General features: G+C 73.5%; 14 protein-coding genes. 7 read left to right on the top strand and 7 right to left on the bottom strand.

The genetic code is table 11. The annotated features are described in order from the left end of the window. Nucleotides 1–41 precede the first annotated feature (41 nt). Together Sm713_RS04535 and Sm713_RS04530 are read left to right on the top strand one after the other, a co-directional pair. Entirely contained in the window at nt 42–1778 is a 1737-nt protein-coding gene (locus Sm713_RS04535; protein ID WP_308293177.1) for a D-aminoacylase, read from the top strand. A gap of 88 nt (nt 1779–1866) precedes the next feature. Then, a complete protein-coding gene (locus Sm713_RS04530) occupies nt 1867–2451 on the top strand; it encodes a hypothetical protein (protein ID WP_212908379.1) in 585 nt (194 codons plus the stop codon). Nucleotides 2452–2772: 321 nt separating this feature from the next. On the opposite strand, the gene Sm713_RS04525 is transcribed toward Sm713_RS04530, so the two are convergent. The 3 genes from Sm713_RS04525 to Sm713_RS04515 all read right to left on the bottom strand — a co-directional run bounded on the left by Sm713_RS04525 (nt 2773) and on the right by Sm713_RS04515 (nt 5660). After that, on the bottom strand, nt 2773–4002 hold the full coding sequence (locus Sm713_RS04525; protein ID WP_212912237.1) for a HAMP domain-containing sensor histidine kinase: 1230 nt from the start codon (nt 4000–4002) through the stop codon (nt 2773–2775). Continuing rightward, nucleotides 3999–4655 carry a response regulator transcription factor gene (locus tag Sm713_RS04520; protein WP_212908378.1) on the bottom strand — a complete coding sequence of 219 codons (657 nt, stop codon included), beginning with the start codon at nt 4653–4655 and terminating at the stop codon, nt 3999–4001. The genes Sm713_RS04525 and Sm713_RS04520 overlap by 4 nt, the downstream gene beginning before the upstream one ends. A gap of 264 nt (nt 4656–4919) precedes the next feature. After that, nucleotides 4920–5660, bottom strand: a complete 741-nt coding sequence (locus Sm713_RS04515; RefSeq protein WP_212908377.1) for an alpha-ketoglutarate-dependent dioxygenase AlkB — start codon at nt 5658–5660, stop codon at nt 4920–4922. A gap of 151 nt (nt 5661–5811) precedes the next feature. Here Sm713_RS04515 and Sm713_RS04510 point away from each other — a divergent pair, with 151 nt between their 5' ends. Further along, nucleotides 5812–7023: a pyridoxal phosphate-dependent aminotransferase gene (locus Sm713_RS04510; RefSeq protein ID WP_212908376.1), complete on the top strand. Its 1212-nt coding sequence runs from the start codon at nt 5812–5814 to the stop codon at nt 7021–7023. A 77-nt stretch (nt 7024–7100) separates the two neighbouring features. Here Sm713_RS04510 and Sm713_RS04505 read toward each other — a convergent pair whose 3' ends face one another. Both Sm713_RS04505 and Sm713_RS04500 read right to left on the bottom strand, forming a co-directional pair. Then, on the bottom strand, nt 7101–7535 hold the full coding sequence (locus Sm713_RS04505) for a hypothetical protein (RefSeq protein WP_212908375.1): 435 nt from the start codon (nt 7533–7535) through the stop codon (nt 7101–7103). 162 nt (nt 7536–7697) lie between these two features. After that, nucleotides 7698–9518, bottom strand: a complete 1821-nt coding sequence (locus Sm713_RS04500; RefSeq protein WP_249416514.1) for a phosphoenolpyruvate carboxykinase (GTP) — start codon at nt 9516–9518, stop codon at nt 7698–7700. 373 nt (nt 9519–9891) lie between these two features. Between Sm713_RS04500 and Sm713_RS04495 the strand changes: the two genes are divergently transcribed. The 3 genes from Sm713_RS04495 (at nt 9892) to Sm713_RS04485 (ending at nt 13177) form a co-directional block, all read left to right on the top strand. Beyond that, nucleotides 9892–10659 (top strand): hemolysin III family protein, encoded by a 768-nt coding sequence (locus Sm713_RS04495; protein WP_212908373.1) that lies wholly within the window; start codon nt 9892–9894, stop codon nt 10657–10659. A gap of 183 nt (nt 10660–10842) precedes the next feature. Then, a complete protein-coding gene (locus tag Sm713_RS04490) occupies nt 10843–12471 on the top strand; it encodes an MFS transporter (protein ID WP_249416083.1) in 1629 nt (542 codons plus the stop codon). A 4-nt stretch (nt 12472–12475) separates the two neighbouring features. Continuing rightward, a complete protein-coding gene (locus tag Sm713_RS04485) occupies nt 12476–13177 on the top strand; it encodes a TetR/AcrR family transcriptional regulator (RefSeq protein ID WP_212908372.1) in 702 nt (233 codons plus the stop codon). Between the two features lie 33 nt (nt 13178–13210). Here the strand turns inward: Sm713_RS04485 and Sm713_RS04480 are convergent, their stop codons facing one another. Then, nucleotides 13211–14023, bottom strand: coding sequence for a LysE family translocator (locus Sm713_RS04480; RefSeq protein WP_212908371.1), 813 nt, complete (start codon nt 14021–14023; stop codon nt 13211–13213). A 131-nt stretch (nt 14024–14154) separates the two neighbouring features. Between Sm713_RS04480 and Sm713_RS04475 the strand changes: the two genes are divergently transcribed. Then, nucleotides 14155–14883, top strand: a complete 729-nt coding sequence (locus tag Sm713_RS04475) for a Mut7-C ubiquitin/RNAse domain-containing protein (protein ID WP_212908370.1) — start codon at nt 14155–14157, stop codon at nt 14881–14883. 99 nt (nt 14884–14982) lie between these two features. Here the strand turns inward: Sm713_RS04475 and Sm713_RS04470 are convergent, their stop codons facing one another. Next, nucleotides 14983–17049, bottom strand: a complete 2067-nt coding sequence (locus tag Sm713_RS04470; RefSeq protein WP_212908369.1) for a thioredoxin domain-containing protein — start codon at nt 17047–17049, stop codon at nt 14983–14985. Between the last annotated feature and the right edge of the window lie 19 nt (nt 17050–17068).

Here is a 17068-nt window from a genome sequence, read left to right as displayed (position 1 = left end):
TGGCGACCTGACGATGTCGTAGTGGCTTGTCGCTCCGCCGCGTGGGCGCGACCAGCCACCCACCCCGGCCGGTGGTCCGGACACGACCGAAACACCCGCACCGGGACGGTGACGACCTGGCCGCCCCGTCGGAGAAAGGTACTGGTATGGATCTGGTCATCCAGGACACCCTGGTCATCGACGGCACCGGAGGGCCCGCCTACCGTGCCGACGTAGGGCTGGACGGCGGCCGGATCGCCGGAATCCGCAGATCCGGCGAGCCCCGGCTCTCCGCCCGCCGGACGCTGGACGCCCACGGCCTCGCCCTCTCCCCCGGCTTCATCGACATGCACGCCCACAGCGACCTCGCCCTGCTCCGCGACCCGGACCACAGCGCGAAGGCGGCGCAGGGCGTCACCCTCGAAGTCATCGGCCAGGACGGCCTGTCGTACGCGCCCGTCGACGACCGCACCCTCGCGGAGGTGAGCCAGGCCATCACCGGCTGGAACGGCGACGTCCTGAGCGACCCGGTCATCACCCCCACATGGCGCTCCGTCGGCGAGTACCTGGACCGCCTCGACCACGGCTTCGACGGCGCCGGCATCGCCGTCAACGCCGCCTACCTCATCCCCCAGGGCTCCGTGCGGATGCTCGCCGCCGGCTGGGACGACCGGGAGGCCACCGCCGCCGAGCTCGACCACATGCGGCACCTGGTCGCCACGGGCATGCGCGAGGGCGCGGTCGGCATGTCCTCGGGCCTCACCTACACGCCGGGCATGTACGCGAACGACGACGAGCTCGTCGCGCTCTGCCGCGTCGTGGCCGAGCACGGCGGCTACTACAGCCCGCACCACCGCTCCTACGGGGCGGGCGCCCTGGAGGCGTACGAGGAGATGGTGGCCGTCGCCCGCGCCTCGGGCTGCCCGCTGCACCTGGCGCACGCCACCATGAACTTCGACGTGAACGAGGGCCGGGCCCCCGAGCTGCTGGCCCTGCTCGACCGCGCCCTGGCCGACGGCGCCGACATCACCCTGGACACGTATCCGTACACGCCGGGCTCCACCACGCTGGTCTCGATGCTGCCGAGCTGGGCCGCGGTCGGCGGGCCCGACTCGATCCTCGCCCGCCTGCGGGACGACGCGACGTCCGAACGCATCCGCCACGACGTGGAGGTGACGGGCTCCGACGGCTGCCACGGGGTGCCGATCGACTGGGACGCCATCGAGATCTCGGGCGTCCGCGACCCCGCGCTCACGGGCTTCGTGGGCCGCACCGTCCACGCCTGTGCGGCCGAGCGCGGCGAGCGGCCCTGGGCGACGGCGCGCCGGCTGCTGCTGGAGGACCGGCTCGGCGCGACGATCCTCCAGCACGTCGGGCACGAGGAGAACGTCCGGCAGATCATGCGGCACCGGGTGCACACCGGCGGCTCGGACGGCATCCTCCAGGGCGACAAGCCGCACCCGCGCGCGTACGGCACCTTCCCCCGCTACCTCGGCCACTACGTGCGCGAGCTGGGCCTGCTCTCGCTGGAGGAGTGCGTCGCCCACCTCACCGGCCGCCCCGCCGGGCGCCTGCGGCTGGCCGACCGCGGCCTGGTGCGCGAGGGCCACCGCGCCGACCTGGTGCTCTTCGACCCGGACACGGTCGCCGCGGGCTCGACCTTCGCGGCTCCCCGGACGCTGCCGGAGGGCATCCCGTACGTGCTGATCGACGGCCGCTTCGTCATCGAGGACGGACGGCGCACGGACGTCCTGGCGGGGCGCACGGTGCGCGGCACGGCGACGGCGACGGCGACGTAACACGCGTGTTAGGCGGCGCCGGGCATGCTGCGCGTATCCGGATCGCAGAGCAGGGATCGCGGATCACAGATCGCAGAGAGGATGCGCCATGAACAAGCGGACTCTGGCCATAGCCGGAGCCACCGTGCTGTGTGCGGGCGGCGTGGCGTTCGCCGCGACGGCGAGCGCCTCGACCGACGGCACGAGCCCGGCCGCCCCGTCGTCGTCCCACGGCTCCGGCAAGGCCGCCGACACCCCCAAGGTGCCGCGCGTCCTGCACAGCGAGGCGGTGGCGAAGGACCCGAAGACCGGGAAACTGACGACACGTGACGTGCAGAGCGGCACGGTGACGTCCTCCTCGGGCACCGCCCTCACGGTGAAGAGCTCGGACGGCACGCAGTGGACGTGGACGCTGTCGAAGGACACCAGGTTCGCCACGGAGAAGTCGGACGACGCCTCGGCGTCGGACGTCAAGACCGGCGACTCGGTCGTGGTCAGGGGCACCCGAGCCGGCGACGTGCGCACCGCGCGCATGGTCAGCGACCCGCCGGGGGCGTTCGCGAAGGACGTCCGCCAGAAGCTGAAGGACCAGCTCGACCCGGAGGAACGCAGGGAGCTGCGCAAGATGCTGCGCGGGCACGGCCGGGGGGTGGTGGGCGGTTCCCGGCAGGGCGCCCAGTCATCCGGGGCCTGAACCCCCGGGCGGTGCGCTGATCGTGCCGGTGCACCACTTGAGGGGCGCGGGGTGCGGGCACCTCCCACGCCCCTCAAGGCAGTGGGGGAGCGATCGGCCACGACGCGACCGTCGGGTCGCCACCGCCCCAAGGGGGCAGTCTCTGCCGCCTCCGGACCACCGGCCGATTGGTGGTTGCTCGCGCAGTTCCCCGCGCCCCTGAAGGACTTGGCTGCGCCCCGATAAGGGGCGCGGGGATGGGGGTACCCCACAACACAGCCCCGCGCCCCTACGGGAGCCGGGGCGCAGCCCCACGTCAAAGTCCGGGGCCGCGGCCCCACGTCAAAGTGGCGCCACGGGGAAGCTCACCGAAACCTCCAGCCCACCCCCCGCGCGAGCGCGGGCCGTGCACGTGCCGCCGTGGGCCGCGGCGATCGCCGCCACGATGGACAGCCCCAGCCCGGCCCCGGGCCGCCCGGGTACCCCGCCGGGGACGACGCGGTCCGGGGCAAGCCGGCGGAACGGCTGGAAGAGTTCCGCGACCTTCTCCTGGGGAAGGTCGCGGCCCGTGTTGGCCACCTGGAGCGTGACGTGCCGCCCGTCGGCGCGGGTCGCCACGTACAGCCAGCCGCCGTCGACGTTGTGCCGGGTCGCGTTCTGCACGAGGTTGACGGCGAGCCGTTCGATCAGGACGGGATCGCCGAGCAGGGGGGCGGGAGCGAGGCGGCGCTCGACCCGCAGCCCCCGCGCCCCGGCGTCAGCCTCCGCACTCGTGAGCGCCGCCTCGGCCGCCGCCGCCATGTCGACGCCCTCCCGGCGGTCCACGCCGGTCTGGCTGCGCGCCAGCGTCAGCAGGCTCTCGATGACGTGCTCGTGCCGTTCGGTGGCGGCCCGCAGGCGCAGCGCCATGGTCCGCAGCGACTCCTCGGTGGGGTTGGCGAGTGCGACGTCGATGGCGGCCCGCTGCACCGTCAGCGGCGTGCGCAGCTCGTGCGAGGCGTTGGCGGCGAACCGCCGTTGCGCCTCGAAGGCCGCGGAGAGCCGCGCCAGCATCCCGTCGAAGGTGTCCGCGAGGTCCTTGAGCTCGCCGCCCGGGCCGGGCAGGTTGATCCGCTCGTCGAGGTTGTGGGTGGAGAGCCTGCGGGCGGTGGCCGTGATCTCCCGGAGCGGGCGCAGCGCCCGGCCGGCCAGCACCCAGCCCAGGACGACGGCGATCAGCGTCATGAAGGCCAGGGCGACGGCGGACTGCGTCAGGAGCTCGTGCAGCGCGTTGGCCCGCTCGTTCGCCTGCGCCTCCCGGATGGCGCGGAGGGTCGCCCCGCGGCCGTCGCCGAGCGAGCGCGCCAGCACGCGGAGTTCCCGGGCGCGGGGCAGGCCGGCGGCACGGGTGCCGATCTGCCGGGCCACCAGGCCGTAGGTGGCGGCGAGCAGGGCCGAGCCCGCGATGAGGAACAGCCCGCCGTAGACCGCGGTCAGCCGGAGCCTGAGCGAGCCGGGCAGCCGGGTGCGGTCGAGCCAGGCGGCCAGGGAGGAGCGGCCCCTCTGGCCACCCGTCCCGGGCGGTGGCGTCACCGCAGCCGGTACCCCGCTCCGGTGATCGTCTCGATCAGCTCCGGGGTACCCAGCTTGCGGCGCAGCCGCGACAGGGTGGTGCGGACCGTGTTCGTGAACGGGTCGGCGTGCGCGTCCCATACCTTCTCCAGCAGCTCCTCACTGGTGACGACCGCGCCGCGCGCCCCGAGCAGCACCTGGAGCATCCCGAACTCCTTGCCGGTGAGCGCGAGGGGGCGGCCTCCGCGGGTGACGGTACGGCGTGCGGTGTCCAGGGCGACGTCGGCGTGGGTGAGCACCGGGGGCAGCGCCGGGTGCGCCCGGCGGCCCAGCGCCTGGATGCGCGCCACCAGTTCGGCGAACGCGAAGGGCTTGGGCAGGTAGTCGTCGGCGCCCAGGTTCAGCCCCGAGACGCGGTCGTCGATGGTGCCCGCGGCGGTGAGCATCAGCACCTTGGTCTGCCCGTCGCCGGCGACGACCGCGCGGCAGACGTCGTCACCGTGCACCTGAGGGAGGTCGCGGTCGAGGACGACGACGTCGTAGCGGTTGACCGCGGTCTGCTCCAGTGCGTTCGCGCCGTCCGGCGCGATGTCCACCGCGAAGCCATGGTCGCGCAGGCCCTGCGCGACGATCTCCAGCAGTTCGATGCTGTCCTCGACCACCAGTACGCGCACGTGCGCCGCCCCTCCTCTGTCCGGGGGGCCAGCGTGCCACCCCTCCCATAACGCGGACGTAACACCGTCCCGCACCGTCTCGTATGCGGGTGCACGACACGACCCCGAGGGTCTCCACCGCCTGAAAGGGGCGGTATCCGTCACCTCCGGACCACCCGTGGGTGGGTGGTTGCTCGCGCAGTTCCCCGCGCCCCTGGTGGTGCACCCGCACATCCAGGTCGCCGAAGGCGGCGTCCGTGGTGGACCCGCACGCAGGGATGACCGTCACCGCACCCCGTGCGGCCGGAACTGGATGCTGATCCGGGGCCCCGAGGCCCGCGCGCTCTTGGGGATCGCGTGCTCCCACGTGCGCTGGCAGGAGCCGCCCATGACGATCAGGTCGCCGTGGCCGAGTGGACGGCGGAGGGAGGTTCCGCCGCCGCGCGGGCGCAGCAGCAGGTCGCGCGGGGTGCCCACGGAGAGGATCGCCACCATGGTGTCCTCGCGGGAGCCGCGGCCGATCCGGTCCCCGTGCCACGCCACGCTGTCCCGCCCGTCGCGGTACAGGCACAGCCCCGCCGTGGCGAACCCCTCGCCGAGTTCGGCGGCGTAGCGCCCGGTCAGCGCGGCCCGTGCCTCGTCGAGGACCGGATGCGGCAGCGGGTCGGTCTCGGCGTAGAACGCGAGCAGCCGCGGCACGGCGACGGTGTTGTCGTACATCCGCCTGCGCTCCGCACGCCACGGCACCTGCTCCGCGAGCTGTTCGAAGAGGGCGTCGGCGCCGGTCAGCCAGCCCGGCAGCAGGTCGATCCAGGCGCCGTCGCCGAGCACGGTCCTGCGCACGCCGTCGAGTGGACCGAGCGCGATGTCGTCGGCCTGGTCGAAGAGCGAACCCTGGAGGCCGAGCCGGTCGGCGGGGTCCCCGGCCCGCGCGGGCGGATCGGCGGAGTCCCCGGCCCGGGTGGGCGGTGCGGCGGGGTTTCCTGCCCCGGTGGGCGATTCGTGCCCTGGATGGACTGCGGACATGCAAACAAGCGTACGACGCTGCCCGAACACCTGATCTAATACTGGCCCTCACACGCCGCACGCCACCCGCGAGCCACCGGCCCGCCACCCATATGACCCACGTGGCCCAAAACACGGAGCGCTCCTCGTTACGCGCCCGTAAAGTTGGCCTATGCAGGTGATCCAGTCGACGAAGCTCGCCAACGTCTGTTACGAGATCCGGGGCCCGGTGCTCGAAGAGGCGATGCGTCTCGAAGCAGCAGGTCATCGCATCCTCAAGCTGAACACCGGGAACCCCGCGGCGTTCGGCTTCGAGTGCCCCCCGGAGATCCTGGAGGACATCCTCCGCAACCTGGGCGACGCACACGGGTACGGCGACGCGAAGGGCCTGCTCGCCGCCCGCCGCGCGGTCGTCATGCACCAGCAGACGCTGGGCGTGGAGACGGACGTGGAGCACGTCTTCATCGGCAACGGCGTCTCCGAGCTGATCGTGATGGCCATGCAGGGCCTGCTCGACGACGGTGACGAGGTACTGGTCCCGGCCCCGGACTACCCGCTCTGGACGGCCGCGGTCTCCCTCTCCGGCGGCACCGCCGTGCACTACCGCTGCGACGAGCAGGCGGACTGGATGCCGGACCTCGCGGACATCGAGCGCAAGGTCACCGACCGCACCAAGGCCCTGGTGATCATCAACCCGAACAACCCGACGGGCGCCGTCTACAGCCCGGAGATGCTCCGCGGCCTCACGGACATCGCCCGCCGCCACAACCTGCTCATCTGCTCCGACGAGATCTACGACAAGATCCTCTACGACGACGCGGTCCACACCCCCACCGCCGCCGTCGCCCCCGACCTGCTCACCCTCACCTTCAACGGCATGTCGAAGGCCTACCGCGTGGCGGGCTACCGGGTGGGCTGGCTCGCGCTCTCCGGCCCGCGGGCGCACGCGGATTCGTACATCGAGGGCCTCACGATCCTGGCCAACATGCGGCTGTGCGCCAACATGCCCGGCCAGCACGGGGTGGTCGCGGCGCTCAGCGGCCGGCAGACGATCAAGGACCTGGTACTGCCCGGCGGGCGCCTGCGGGAGCAGCGCGACACGGCCTACGAACTGCTCACTCAGATCCCGGGCGTGAGCTGCGTGAAGCCGAAGGGCGCGCTCTACCTCTTCCCGCGCCTCGACCCCAAGGTCTTCAAGATCAAGGACGACCGGCAGATGGTGCTCGACCTGCTGCGCAAGGAGAAGATCATGGTGGTGCAGGGCACGGGCTTCAACTGGCCCGAGCCCGACCACTTCCGCGTGGTCACCCTGCCGACGTCCGCGGACCTCACGGACGCGGTGACCCGGATCGGATCCTTCCTCGACGGTTACAGCCAGCCGTAGGCGGCGATCCCCAGGGGGCTCCGGGGCTCCGGAGCCCCGCGGGACCCCAGCCCCCCGGCCCTCTCCAGGGAAGCGGACTACAGGGAAGCAGCGAGTTCGGACTCCTCCGCGGCGCCCGCCGCGTGGACGTCCATGCACTCCGCGGAGAGGATCGCCGCGGCCGTGTCGGCGCGGGACGCCGCCACCACCAGCGCGCGGCCGGCCAGCGCATGGGCCTTCCGGTGCAGGGCCGCCGCCCGTCCCGCGCCCGACGGAGCGGGCACCGCGGACAGGGTGGCCCGCACGGGTACCGCACCGCCCCGCAACCGCGCGACCTGCACGGCCAGCCGCTCGGCGACGGCGTCGAGTTCGGGGCCGGGCGTGAGCGAGCGGAGTTCGTCGGTGACGGCGAGCAGTGCCGCCAGGTGCCCCGCGAGCTGGATGTCCAGCTCCTCCTCGCGAGTGCGGTGGGGGAAGTCGGCAGGGACGGCAGAGAGCGAGTGGACCGACTTCCGGCGGATCGGTTCGTACATGAGTGCCTCCTGTGCCGCTGACAGGAAGCCATCCTACATTAGATTTGATCTAAAGTTGCATCCGGTCCCGGACGCTTCGACGGGGACCCGTGAGGTCGCCGGCCGGGTTCCGGGGACGGCCCCGGGACCCGGTCACGGGCCTGGCGCCCGGGACCGCCTGCCTCAGCCGAGCCGCCGGACCAGCGCCTCGTACTCCTCCCACAGCTCGCGCGGCGTGTGGTCGCCGAAGGTCTCCAGGTGGCCCGGGACGAGGGCGGCCTCACGGCGCCAGGCCTCCGGGTCGACGCCGAGGAGCAGTTCCAGGTCCTGCTCCGAGAGGTCGAGTCCCTCGGTGTCCAGCGCTTCGCGGGCCGGGACGGTGCCGATGGGCGTGCGCACGCCGTCGCCGCGGCCGTCGAGCCGGTCCACGATCCACTTCAGCACCCGGCTGTTCTCGCCGAAGCCCGGCCAGACGAAGCGCCCGCCGGCGTCCTTGCGGAACCAGTTGACGTAGTAGATCCGCGGCAGCTTGGACTCGTCGCCCTCCCGCTCGACCGAGGTGTTGCCGACGCGGATCCAGTGGGCCATGTAGTCGCCCATGTTGTAGCCGCAGAACGGCAGCATCGCGAACGGGTCCCGGCGCAGCTCGCCGACCGTGCCCTCGGCGGCGGCCGTCTTCTCCGAGGCGACGTTCGCGCCGAGGAACACGCCGTGGTTCCAGCCGAACGACTCGGTGACCAGCGGCACCGTGCTCGCCCTCCGCCCGCCGAAGAGGATCGCCGAGATCGGCACGCCCTTCGGGTCCTCCCACTCCGGCGCCATGGTCGGGCACTGCGCGGCGGGCACGGTGAAGCGGGCGTTCGGGTGGGCGGCCGGCGTCCCGGACTCGGGCGTCCAGTCGTTGCCCTTCCAGTCCACCAGGTGCGCCGGAAGCTCCTCGGTCATGCCCTCCCACCAGACGTCGCCGTCGTCGGTGAGGGCCACGTTCGTGAAGACGGAGTTGCCCCAGAGGGTCTTCATCGCGTTGGCGTTGGTGTGCTCGCCGGTGCCGGGCGCCACGCCGAAGAAGCCCGCCTCCGGGTTGATCGCGTACAGCCGCCCGTCCTCGCCGAAGCGCATCCAGGCGATGTCGTCGCCGATGGTCTCCACCGTCCAGCCCGGGACGGTCGGCTCCAGCATGGCCAGGTTGGTCTTGCCGCAGGCGGACGGGAACGCCGCCGCGACGTATTTCGCCGCACCGCGCGGCGGGGTCAGCTTCAGGATCAGCATGTGCTCCGCGAGCCAGCCCTCGTCGCGGGCCATCACGGAGGCGATGCGCAGGGCGTAGCACTTCTTGCCGAGCAGGGCGTTGCCGCCGTAGCCGGAGCCGTACGACCAGATCTCACGGTCCTCGGGGAAGTGCGAGATGTACTTCGTGGAGTTGCACGGCCAGGGGACGTCCTCCTGGCCCGGCGCGAGGGGCGCGCCCAGGGTGTGCACGGCCTTCACGAAGGCGCCGTCGGTGCCCAGCTCGTCCAGGACGGGGCGGCCCATCCGGGTCATGGTGCGCATGGACACGGCGACGTAGGCGGAGTCGGTGATCTCCACGCCCATCGCGGAGAGCGGGGAGCCGAGGGGGCCCATGCAGAACGGGACGACGTACATCGTCCGGCCCCGCATCGACCCGCGGAAGATGCCGCCGCGGTCGCCCTCGCCCTGGAAGATCGCCCGCATCTCGGCGGGGTCCATCCAGTGGTTGGTGGGACCGGCGTCCTCCTCGCGGGCGGAGCAGATGAACGTGCGGTCCTCGACACGGGCGACGTCACTCGGGTCGGACGCCGCGTGGTACGAGTGCGGGCGCCTGACCGGGTCGAGCCGGGTGAAGGTGCCCCTGGCCACCAGCTCCTCGCCGAGCCGCTCGTACTCGGCCTCGGAGCCGTCGCACCAGACCACCCGGTCCGGCTGGGTGAGCCCGGCGATCTCGTCCACCCAGGCGATCAGCTCGCGGTGGGACGTCGGGGGCACCGCCGGGGACGCGGTGCCGCCGGGGGTGTCGGAGGTACCGGTACTCGGCTCGGAGAGGACAGCGTCGTGCGCCACAGATTGCTCCTAAGTGAGGGTTTCGGGTTGTGGCCCATGGGAGGCCGGCGGCCCGGATGCCTGCGTGCGCCGCGTCGGGGAGGACACATGTCGAGCATGCACCCGCGCAGCCTTTCGCTCATCCGGACGTATTCGCACTCATATGATCATCCGCTCGACATGCCCATCTGTCCAGAGGCCCGCTCATGTGCGCAGTGCCCCACGGAAGGCGCCCCGTAAACACCTCGGGCCCCACCGGACGCAAGCGGAGCCCGCCCGTCCGGGCAACTGATGGGTAACTTACGGCCGCCTCGCTACCATGCCGCCCATGAGCGCGCCCGTCCCCGACGCACCCCGCGAGCCCTCGGCCGAAGACGCCTCGACGGCATCCGCCCCGCCGACCCGGGAGCCCTCGGCGGCCTCACCACCCTCACTGGAGCAGGTGGTCGAGCAGGTCAAGCCCCGGCTACGCGGCTGGCTGCACGCCGGCATGTTCCCGGCCGTGCTGGTCTCCGGCCTGACCCTCACCGCCCTGGCCGACTCCGCCCGCGGCCGCCTCGCCTGCGGCATCTACACCCTCACGGCCTGCCTGCTGTTCGGCGTGAGCGCGCTCTACCACCGCGGCAACTGGGGCCCGCGCGCCGGCGGCGTGCTGCGCAGACTCGACCACGCCAACATCTTCCTGATCATCGCCGGCACCTACACGCCCCTGACGATCCTTCTGCTGCCCGAGGCCAAGGGGCAGTGGCTGCTGTGGGGCATATGGGCGGCCGCCGCCGCGGGCATCGTCTTCCGGGTCTTCTGGGTCGGCGCCCCCCGCTGGCTCTACACCCCCTGCTACATCGCCATGGGGTGGGCGGCCGTCTTCTTCCTGCCGGACTTCATGCGGACCGGCGGGATCGCCGTGCTCGTCTGCGTGATCGTCGGCGGCGTGCTCTACAGCGCGGGCGGGGTGATCTACGGCATCAAGCGCCCGAACCCGTCACCGCGCTGGTTCGGGTTCCACGAGGTCTTCCACTCGTTCACGCTGGCCGCCTTCGCCGTCCACTACGTCGGCATCTCCATCGTGGCGTACCAGCACGCCTGAGGCTCCTCCCCACTCCCCCAGGGCCGCGGTCGACGACCGCGGCCCTTTCCTTGCGCGTACACCCGAGCGCGTACACCCGAACGGACCAGCGCCTGTGCGCCACTTCACAGCGTGGTGACACGTGAACCCAATCGACATGAACCCAATTGACACTATCCATCTTTTGATAGCTACTCTCATTTCATGCCTGCTGTCATGAATGCCGGGAAAGAGCGAGGCGCGGGGCCCGACCCGCGCCGCTGGTGGGCGCTGAGCGCCCTGGTCGCGAGCATGCTGGTGCTCGGCTTCGACATGACGATCCTCAACGTGGCGCTGCCGACCATGGCTGCGCAGCTGGGCGCGAGCACCGGCGAGCAGCAGTGGATGGCCGACTCCTACGTCATCGTGTTCGCGGCGCTGATGCTCCCCGGCGGGCTGCTCGGCGACCGCTTCGGGCGGCGCTCGATGCTCGTCGCCGGGCTCGGCCTCTTCATGGCCGGCTCGGCCGTCGGGGTGCTGGTGCACAGCGTCCCGCCGGTGATCGCCGCCCGTGCCGTGATGGGCCTGGGCGGGGCGCTGATGATGCCGCTGGCGATGGCCGTGATCCCGACGCTGTTCGGGCCCGAGGAGCGCCCGAAGGCGGTAGGTGCGATCGCCGCGGCCTCGGCCCTGGGGCTGCCGCTCGGGCCGATCGTCGGCGGCTGGCTGCTCGACCACTTCTGGTGGGGCTCGGTCTTCCTGATCAACATCCCGATGGCCGGCATCGGCATCCTCGCCTGCCTCTTCCTCCTGCCGGAGAGCCGTGACCCCGCCGCGCCCCGGGTCGACGCGATCTCGGCGGCGCTCACCGGCACGGGCCTCGGCGCCCTGGTCTACGGGATCACCGAGGCACCGTCCCGGGGCGTGGCCGACCCGCTGGTGCTGGGCGCCGTCGCGGCCGCCGTGGCGCTGGTCGCGGCGCTGGTGCGGCGGGACCGCCGGGCGCGGCGGCCGATGCTGGACGTGGCACTGCTGGCCGACCGGGGCTTCCTGCTCAACACGCTCGCCGCGACCCTGGTGATGTTCGTCCTGTCCGGGCTGATGTTCGTCCTCACGCCCTACCTCCAGGCGGTGCTGCGCTACGACGCCTTCGGCACCGGGCTGCGGATGCTGCCCCTGATGGGCGGCATGATCGTCGCGGCGAAGGGCGCGCAGCCGCTGGTGGCGCGGTTCGGGGCGCGCGGGGTGATGAGCGCGGGGCTGACGGTGCTGGCGTTCGCCGCGTTCCTGGGCAGCCGTACCGGGGCGGTCCCCCACCACCTTCAGGGCGTGGGTGCCACCCCCACCGGCTACGGCTTCACCGCGCTGTGGCTCTCCGTGGCGGGCCTCGGAGCCGGGTTCACGGTGGTGCCCGCGATGGACGCGGCGCTCGGGGCGCTGCCCGCCGACCGGGCGGGCAGCGGCTCCGGGCTGATGCTGACGCTGCGCCAGATGGGCTCGGCGCTCGGCATCGCGCTGCTGGGCAGCCTGCTGGCGGGCGCGTTCCGTGACCGGCTCGACGTCACCGGGCTGCCCGCGCCCGCCGCCGGGCAGGCCGGCGAGTCGGTGGTCGCCGCGCACCTGGTCGCGGCGCGGGCGGGCGCCGAGCGGCTGGCCGCGTCGGCCGACGCGGCCTACGTGCACGGCATGAACCTGGTCCTGCTCGTCTGCGGCGGGGTCGCGCTGGTCACGGCGCTGCTCGCGGCGGCCCTCCTCACCGGTCCGGCCGGGGTCCGCCCCGGCCCCGGCGGGCCCCGCGGCGGACCCCGCCCGGCCGGAGACATGGCCGCGGCCCAGGTGGATGGCCGAGAATGACCGCATGACGGCCGCACGCACCCCCACCTCGACACCGCCCCCGGCCTCCGGAGACACCGCCCCCCGCAGGCCGCCGGGGACCGCCCCCGGCCAGGGTGGGGCCGGGGACCGGGGCCCCGGGCTGCGCGAGCGGAAGAAGATCAAGACCCGGATGGCGATCCGCGAGGCGACCTACCGGCTCATCGAGGAGCAGGGGTACGAGGCGACCACCGTCGAGCAGATCGCGGAGGCGGCCGAGGTCTCGCCCAGCACCGTCTTCCGGTACTTCCCCACCAAGGAGGACATCGTCCTCACCGACGAGTTCGACCCGCTCCTGGAGCGCGAGCTGCGGGCGCGGCCCGCCGACGAGCCGCTGATGGAATCCCTGCGGACCGTGATGCGCTCCTCCTGGGCGACCGGGGCGCAGGAGGAGCCCGACATCGTCCGGATGCGCACCCGGCTGATGGTCGAGGTGCCCGCGGTGCGCGCCCGGATGATGGAGAGCATGTCGGTGACGGGCCGCATGCTCTGCCGCCTCCTCGCCGACCGCACCGGCCGCGACGCGGACGACCTGGAGGTCCGCGTCTTCGCCATGGGCCTGGTCGGCGCCCTCCTGGAGACCGCCCTCCACTGGGCCGAGCACGACTACCGCGACTCCCTGCCCGACCTCGTCGACCGCGCCTTGGTCGTCTTCGAGAACGGCCTCGGACGGACGATCGACGGCTGAGCCGCGCACGCCGGGCCGCGCCGGCCGGTCGCGTCAGGCCTTCTCCGTGAGCAGGTTCGCGGCGAAGCCGAGGAAGGCGATGCCGGTGAACTGCTCCGTGCGCCGGCGGAAGGCAGGCCGGCGGATCCGTTCGGCGAAGGCGGCGGCGCCGCAGACGATCCAGTACCAGAGCGCCAGCTCGGCGACGTCGATGCCGGTCAGCAGCATGGTGCCGCCGAACACCGAGGTGGCGCCCGGGATGAACTGCGGGACCAGGCTCATGTAGAAGACGCCGGCCTTCGGGTTGAGCAGGTTGGTGCCGAGCCCGGCACGGAGGGCGGCGACGCGGCCGGGTGGGACGGCGGGGGTGGGGGTGGCGTCCGCGGGAGCGGGTGCGGCGCGCGTGCCTCCGGGCTCGGGCGGGGCGCCCCGGGTGGACGTGACGTCCCCTGGGGCCGTCGTGGCTTCTGGGGCGGGCGGCGAGGTGTGCGGGCCGTGCGCGTCGTCCGGGCCGTGCGGGACGCGCTCGGCGGACGGGGCGGCGGGGTCCTCCGGGGGCGCCGGAGCGGTCGCGCCGTCCTTCCTCCGGGCCCGGAGCAGGGTCGTCACGCCCAGCCACGCGAGATAGGCGGCGCCCGCGACGCGCAGGATGTCGTAGGCCAGGTGCGAGGCGGTGAGGACCGCCGTCAGGCCGACGGCCGCGGCCACCCCCCAGGCCAGGCAGCCGAGCAGGATGCCGAGCGCGGCAGCGAGGCCCGCGGTCCTGCCGTGCGCGACGGCCGTCCGCAGGACGAGCAGGGTGTCCAGACCGGGCGTGACGTTGATCAGCGCGGCCACACCGGCGAAGGCGAGGGCGGCGGTGAGCATGCGCCGAATCTAGTGGGGCGGCTCTCGCGGGCGCACCGGGGTTTTCCGCCCCGGCCCCGCCCCCCGGCCCGGGGTGCCGGTCGCCCGCGCACACGGCGGCCACGGCGCCGCGCCGTGCCATCCTTGGCCCCGTGAACGGTCCCGAGATCTCTGTCGAGTTCGCCTCCGAGCTGGGCATCTTCGTGCCGCAGGCGCGCAGGCGGGGGCCCACGAAGGCGGTGACCGACGGTGTCTCGACGCTGGGGCATGTCGTCGAGTCGCTGGGGGTGCCGCTGACGGAGGTCGGCGAGCTGCTGGTGGACGGCCGTCCGGTGCCCGTCTCGCACGTCCCGGCCGCGGGCGAGTCCGTCCGGGTCAGGGCGGTCGAGCGGCCGCAGCGCGTGCCCGGCGCCCCGCTCCGCTTCCTGCTCGACGTCCACCTGGGCACCCTGGCCCGCAGGCTGCGGCTGCTCGGCGTCGACGCGGCCTACGAGTCGACGGACATCGGTGACCCCGCGCTGGCCGGCCGCTCCGCCGCCGAGCGGCGGGTGCTGCTCAGCCGGGACCGGGGCCTGCTGCGCCGCCGCGAGCTGTGGGCGGGCGCCTTCGTCTACAGCGACCGGCCCGACGAGCAGCTCCGGGACGTCCTCACCCGCTTCGCCCCCGTCCTGCGCCCCTGGACCCGCTGCACCGCCTGCAACGGCGTGCTCACCGAGACCCGCAAGGCGGACGTCGCCGCGCTGCTGGAGGGCGGCACCCGCCGGACGTACGAGGTGTTCGCGCAGTGCACGGCCTGCGGCCGCGTCTACTGGCGCGGCGCCCACCACGACCGCCTGGAACGCATCGTGGACGACGCGGTGGCGGAGTTCGGGACGGCGTGAGGGGCGCCGGGGGCGTCACCCGGGCCGGGGGCCTGACGGGTGCCGGGGCCTGACAGGTGCCCAGGGCCCGACAAGTCCCCGGGGCGTGGCGGGAAGCCCTCAGTCCAGCACCCTCACCCCCACGGCCTCCCGCAGCACGTCGACCTCGGTCGTCGGCGCGTCGCAGGTGAAGTTGTGGCAGACGAACGCGGTGGGGCGGCCCTGGACGAGGGGACGGTCGGCCAGGAGCGGGAAGCCCGCGGCGTCCGGGGAACCGGCCGCGACCACCGCACCCGGCGCCGTGCCCAGCAGAGCGGCCCGCCGCAGCACCTCGGTGGCCGGGTCGCCGTCCGGGCCCACCACGACGATCTCCCGCGGCCCGTCGAGGGCGGCCTCCGCCACCGCGAGCCCCCAGCCGACGAACCGCGGCACCCGCGGACCGATCGCCCGCACCACGCTCAACGCGCGCTCCGCCGCCGTACGGTGCCGCTCCGAGCCGGTGTGCGCGGCGTAGCCGAGCAGCGAGCCGGCGGCGGCGGTCCAGCCCGACGGCACGGCGTTGTCGGTGGGGTCCTGCGGGCGGCGGATCAGCCGCTCGGCGTCGTCCGCCGTGTCGTACAGCTCCCCCTGCGCGCCGGGGAACCGGGTCAGCACCTGGTCGAGCAGCAGCCCGGCGCGGCGCAGCCAGACGCCCTCGCCGGTCACCGACGCCAGCGCGAGGAAGCCCTCGGCGACGTCCGCGTAGTCCTCCAGCACGCCCGTGCTCGGCCCCGGCCGGCCGTCCTTGGAGGTGCGCACCAGCCGCCCCTCGTCGTCCCCCTCGCCCATGTGCACGGAGACCAGGAGGTCGGCGGCGGCCACCGCGGCGCCGACGAGGTCGGGGCGGTCGAAGTACGCGCCGGTCTCGGCGAGCGCCGCGATCGCGAGGCCGTTCCAGGCCGCGACCACCTTGTCGTCCCGGCCCGGCGCGGGCCGCGTGCCCCGGGCGGCCAGCATCCGCCCCCGGATCGACTCGATCCGGCCGGCGTCGAACACGCCCTCCTTCTCGGCGAGTCGCAGCACGGACGTGCCGGGCGGGCCCTCCGTGAAGGTGCCCTGCTCGGTCACCCCGAAGTAGCCGGCGGCGACCTGCGCGTCGTCCTCGCCCAGCACCTCGATGAGCTGCTCCGTGGTCCAGATGTAGTAGGCGCCCTCCACGTGCCGGCCGGTGCCGTCGTCGCTGTCCGCGTCGAGCGCCGAGGCGAGGCCGCCCTGCTCGGTGGAGAGTTCGCGGACCATGAAGTCCGCCGTCCCGAGCGCCGTGCGGCGTGCGAGGTCGGATCCGGTGGCCCGCCACAGGTGCGCGTAGACGCGGCAGAGCAGGGCGTTGTCGTAGAGCATCTTCTCGAAGTGCGGCACCCCCCACCGGGCGTCCACCGAGTACCGGGCGAAGCCGCCGCCGAGCTGGTCGTGGATGCCGCCGCGGGCCATGTGCGCGCAGGTGTCCGCGACCATCTGGAGCGCGCCCTCGGAGCCGGTGCGGGCGTGGTGCCGCAGCAGGAACTCCAGCACCATCGACGGCGGGAACTTGGGCGCCGCGCCGAATCCGCCGTTCTGCGGGTCGTAGTCGCGGGTCAGGCCGAGCAGCGCCTGGGCAAGCTCCTCCTCGCCGGGCGGCGCCCCCTCGCCCGTCGCGCCGAAGGCCGCCTCGCGTCCGGCCAGGTCCTGCACGATCCGCGCGGCGACGTCGGTCACCTCGTCGCGCCGTTCGGCCCACGCCTGCGCCACGCCGTCCAGCACCTGGCGGAACGCGGGCATGCCGTGCCGCGGTGCGGGCGGGAAGTACGTGCCGAAGTAGAAGGGCTCGCCGCCCCCGGTGAGGAAGACGGTCATCGGCCAGCCGCCCTGCCCGGTCGCCGCCTGCACGGCCTCCATGTAGACGGCGTCCACGTCGGGGCGCTCCTCGCGGTCCACCTTGACGTTGACGAAGTGCTCGTTCATCAACGCGGCGGTCTCCTCGTCCTCGAAGGACTCCACGGCCATCACGTGGCACCAGTGACAGCTGGAGTACCCCACGCTCAACAGCACCGGCACGCCTCTGCGCCGCGCCTCCTCGAACGCCTCCGGCGACCAGGGCCACCAGTCGACGGGGTTCTCGGCGTGCTGGAGGAGGTAGGGGGAGGTCTCGTGGGCGAGTCGGTTAGGCATACGTCAATCCTCCCGCATC

It is taken from the genome of Streptomyces sp. TS71-3 (assembly GCF_018327685.1).
In the GTDB taxonomy this organism is placed as follows: Bacteria; Actinomycetota; Actinomycetes; order Streptomycetales; family Streptomycetaceae; genus Streptomyces.
The sequence above is the reverse complement of the archived record's forward strand: the minus strand, read 5'-3'. Positions and strand labels throughout refer to the sequence as shown.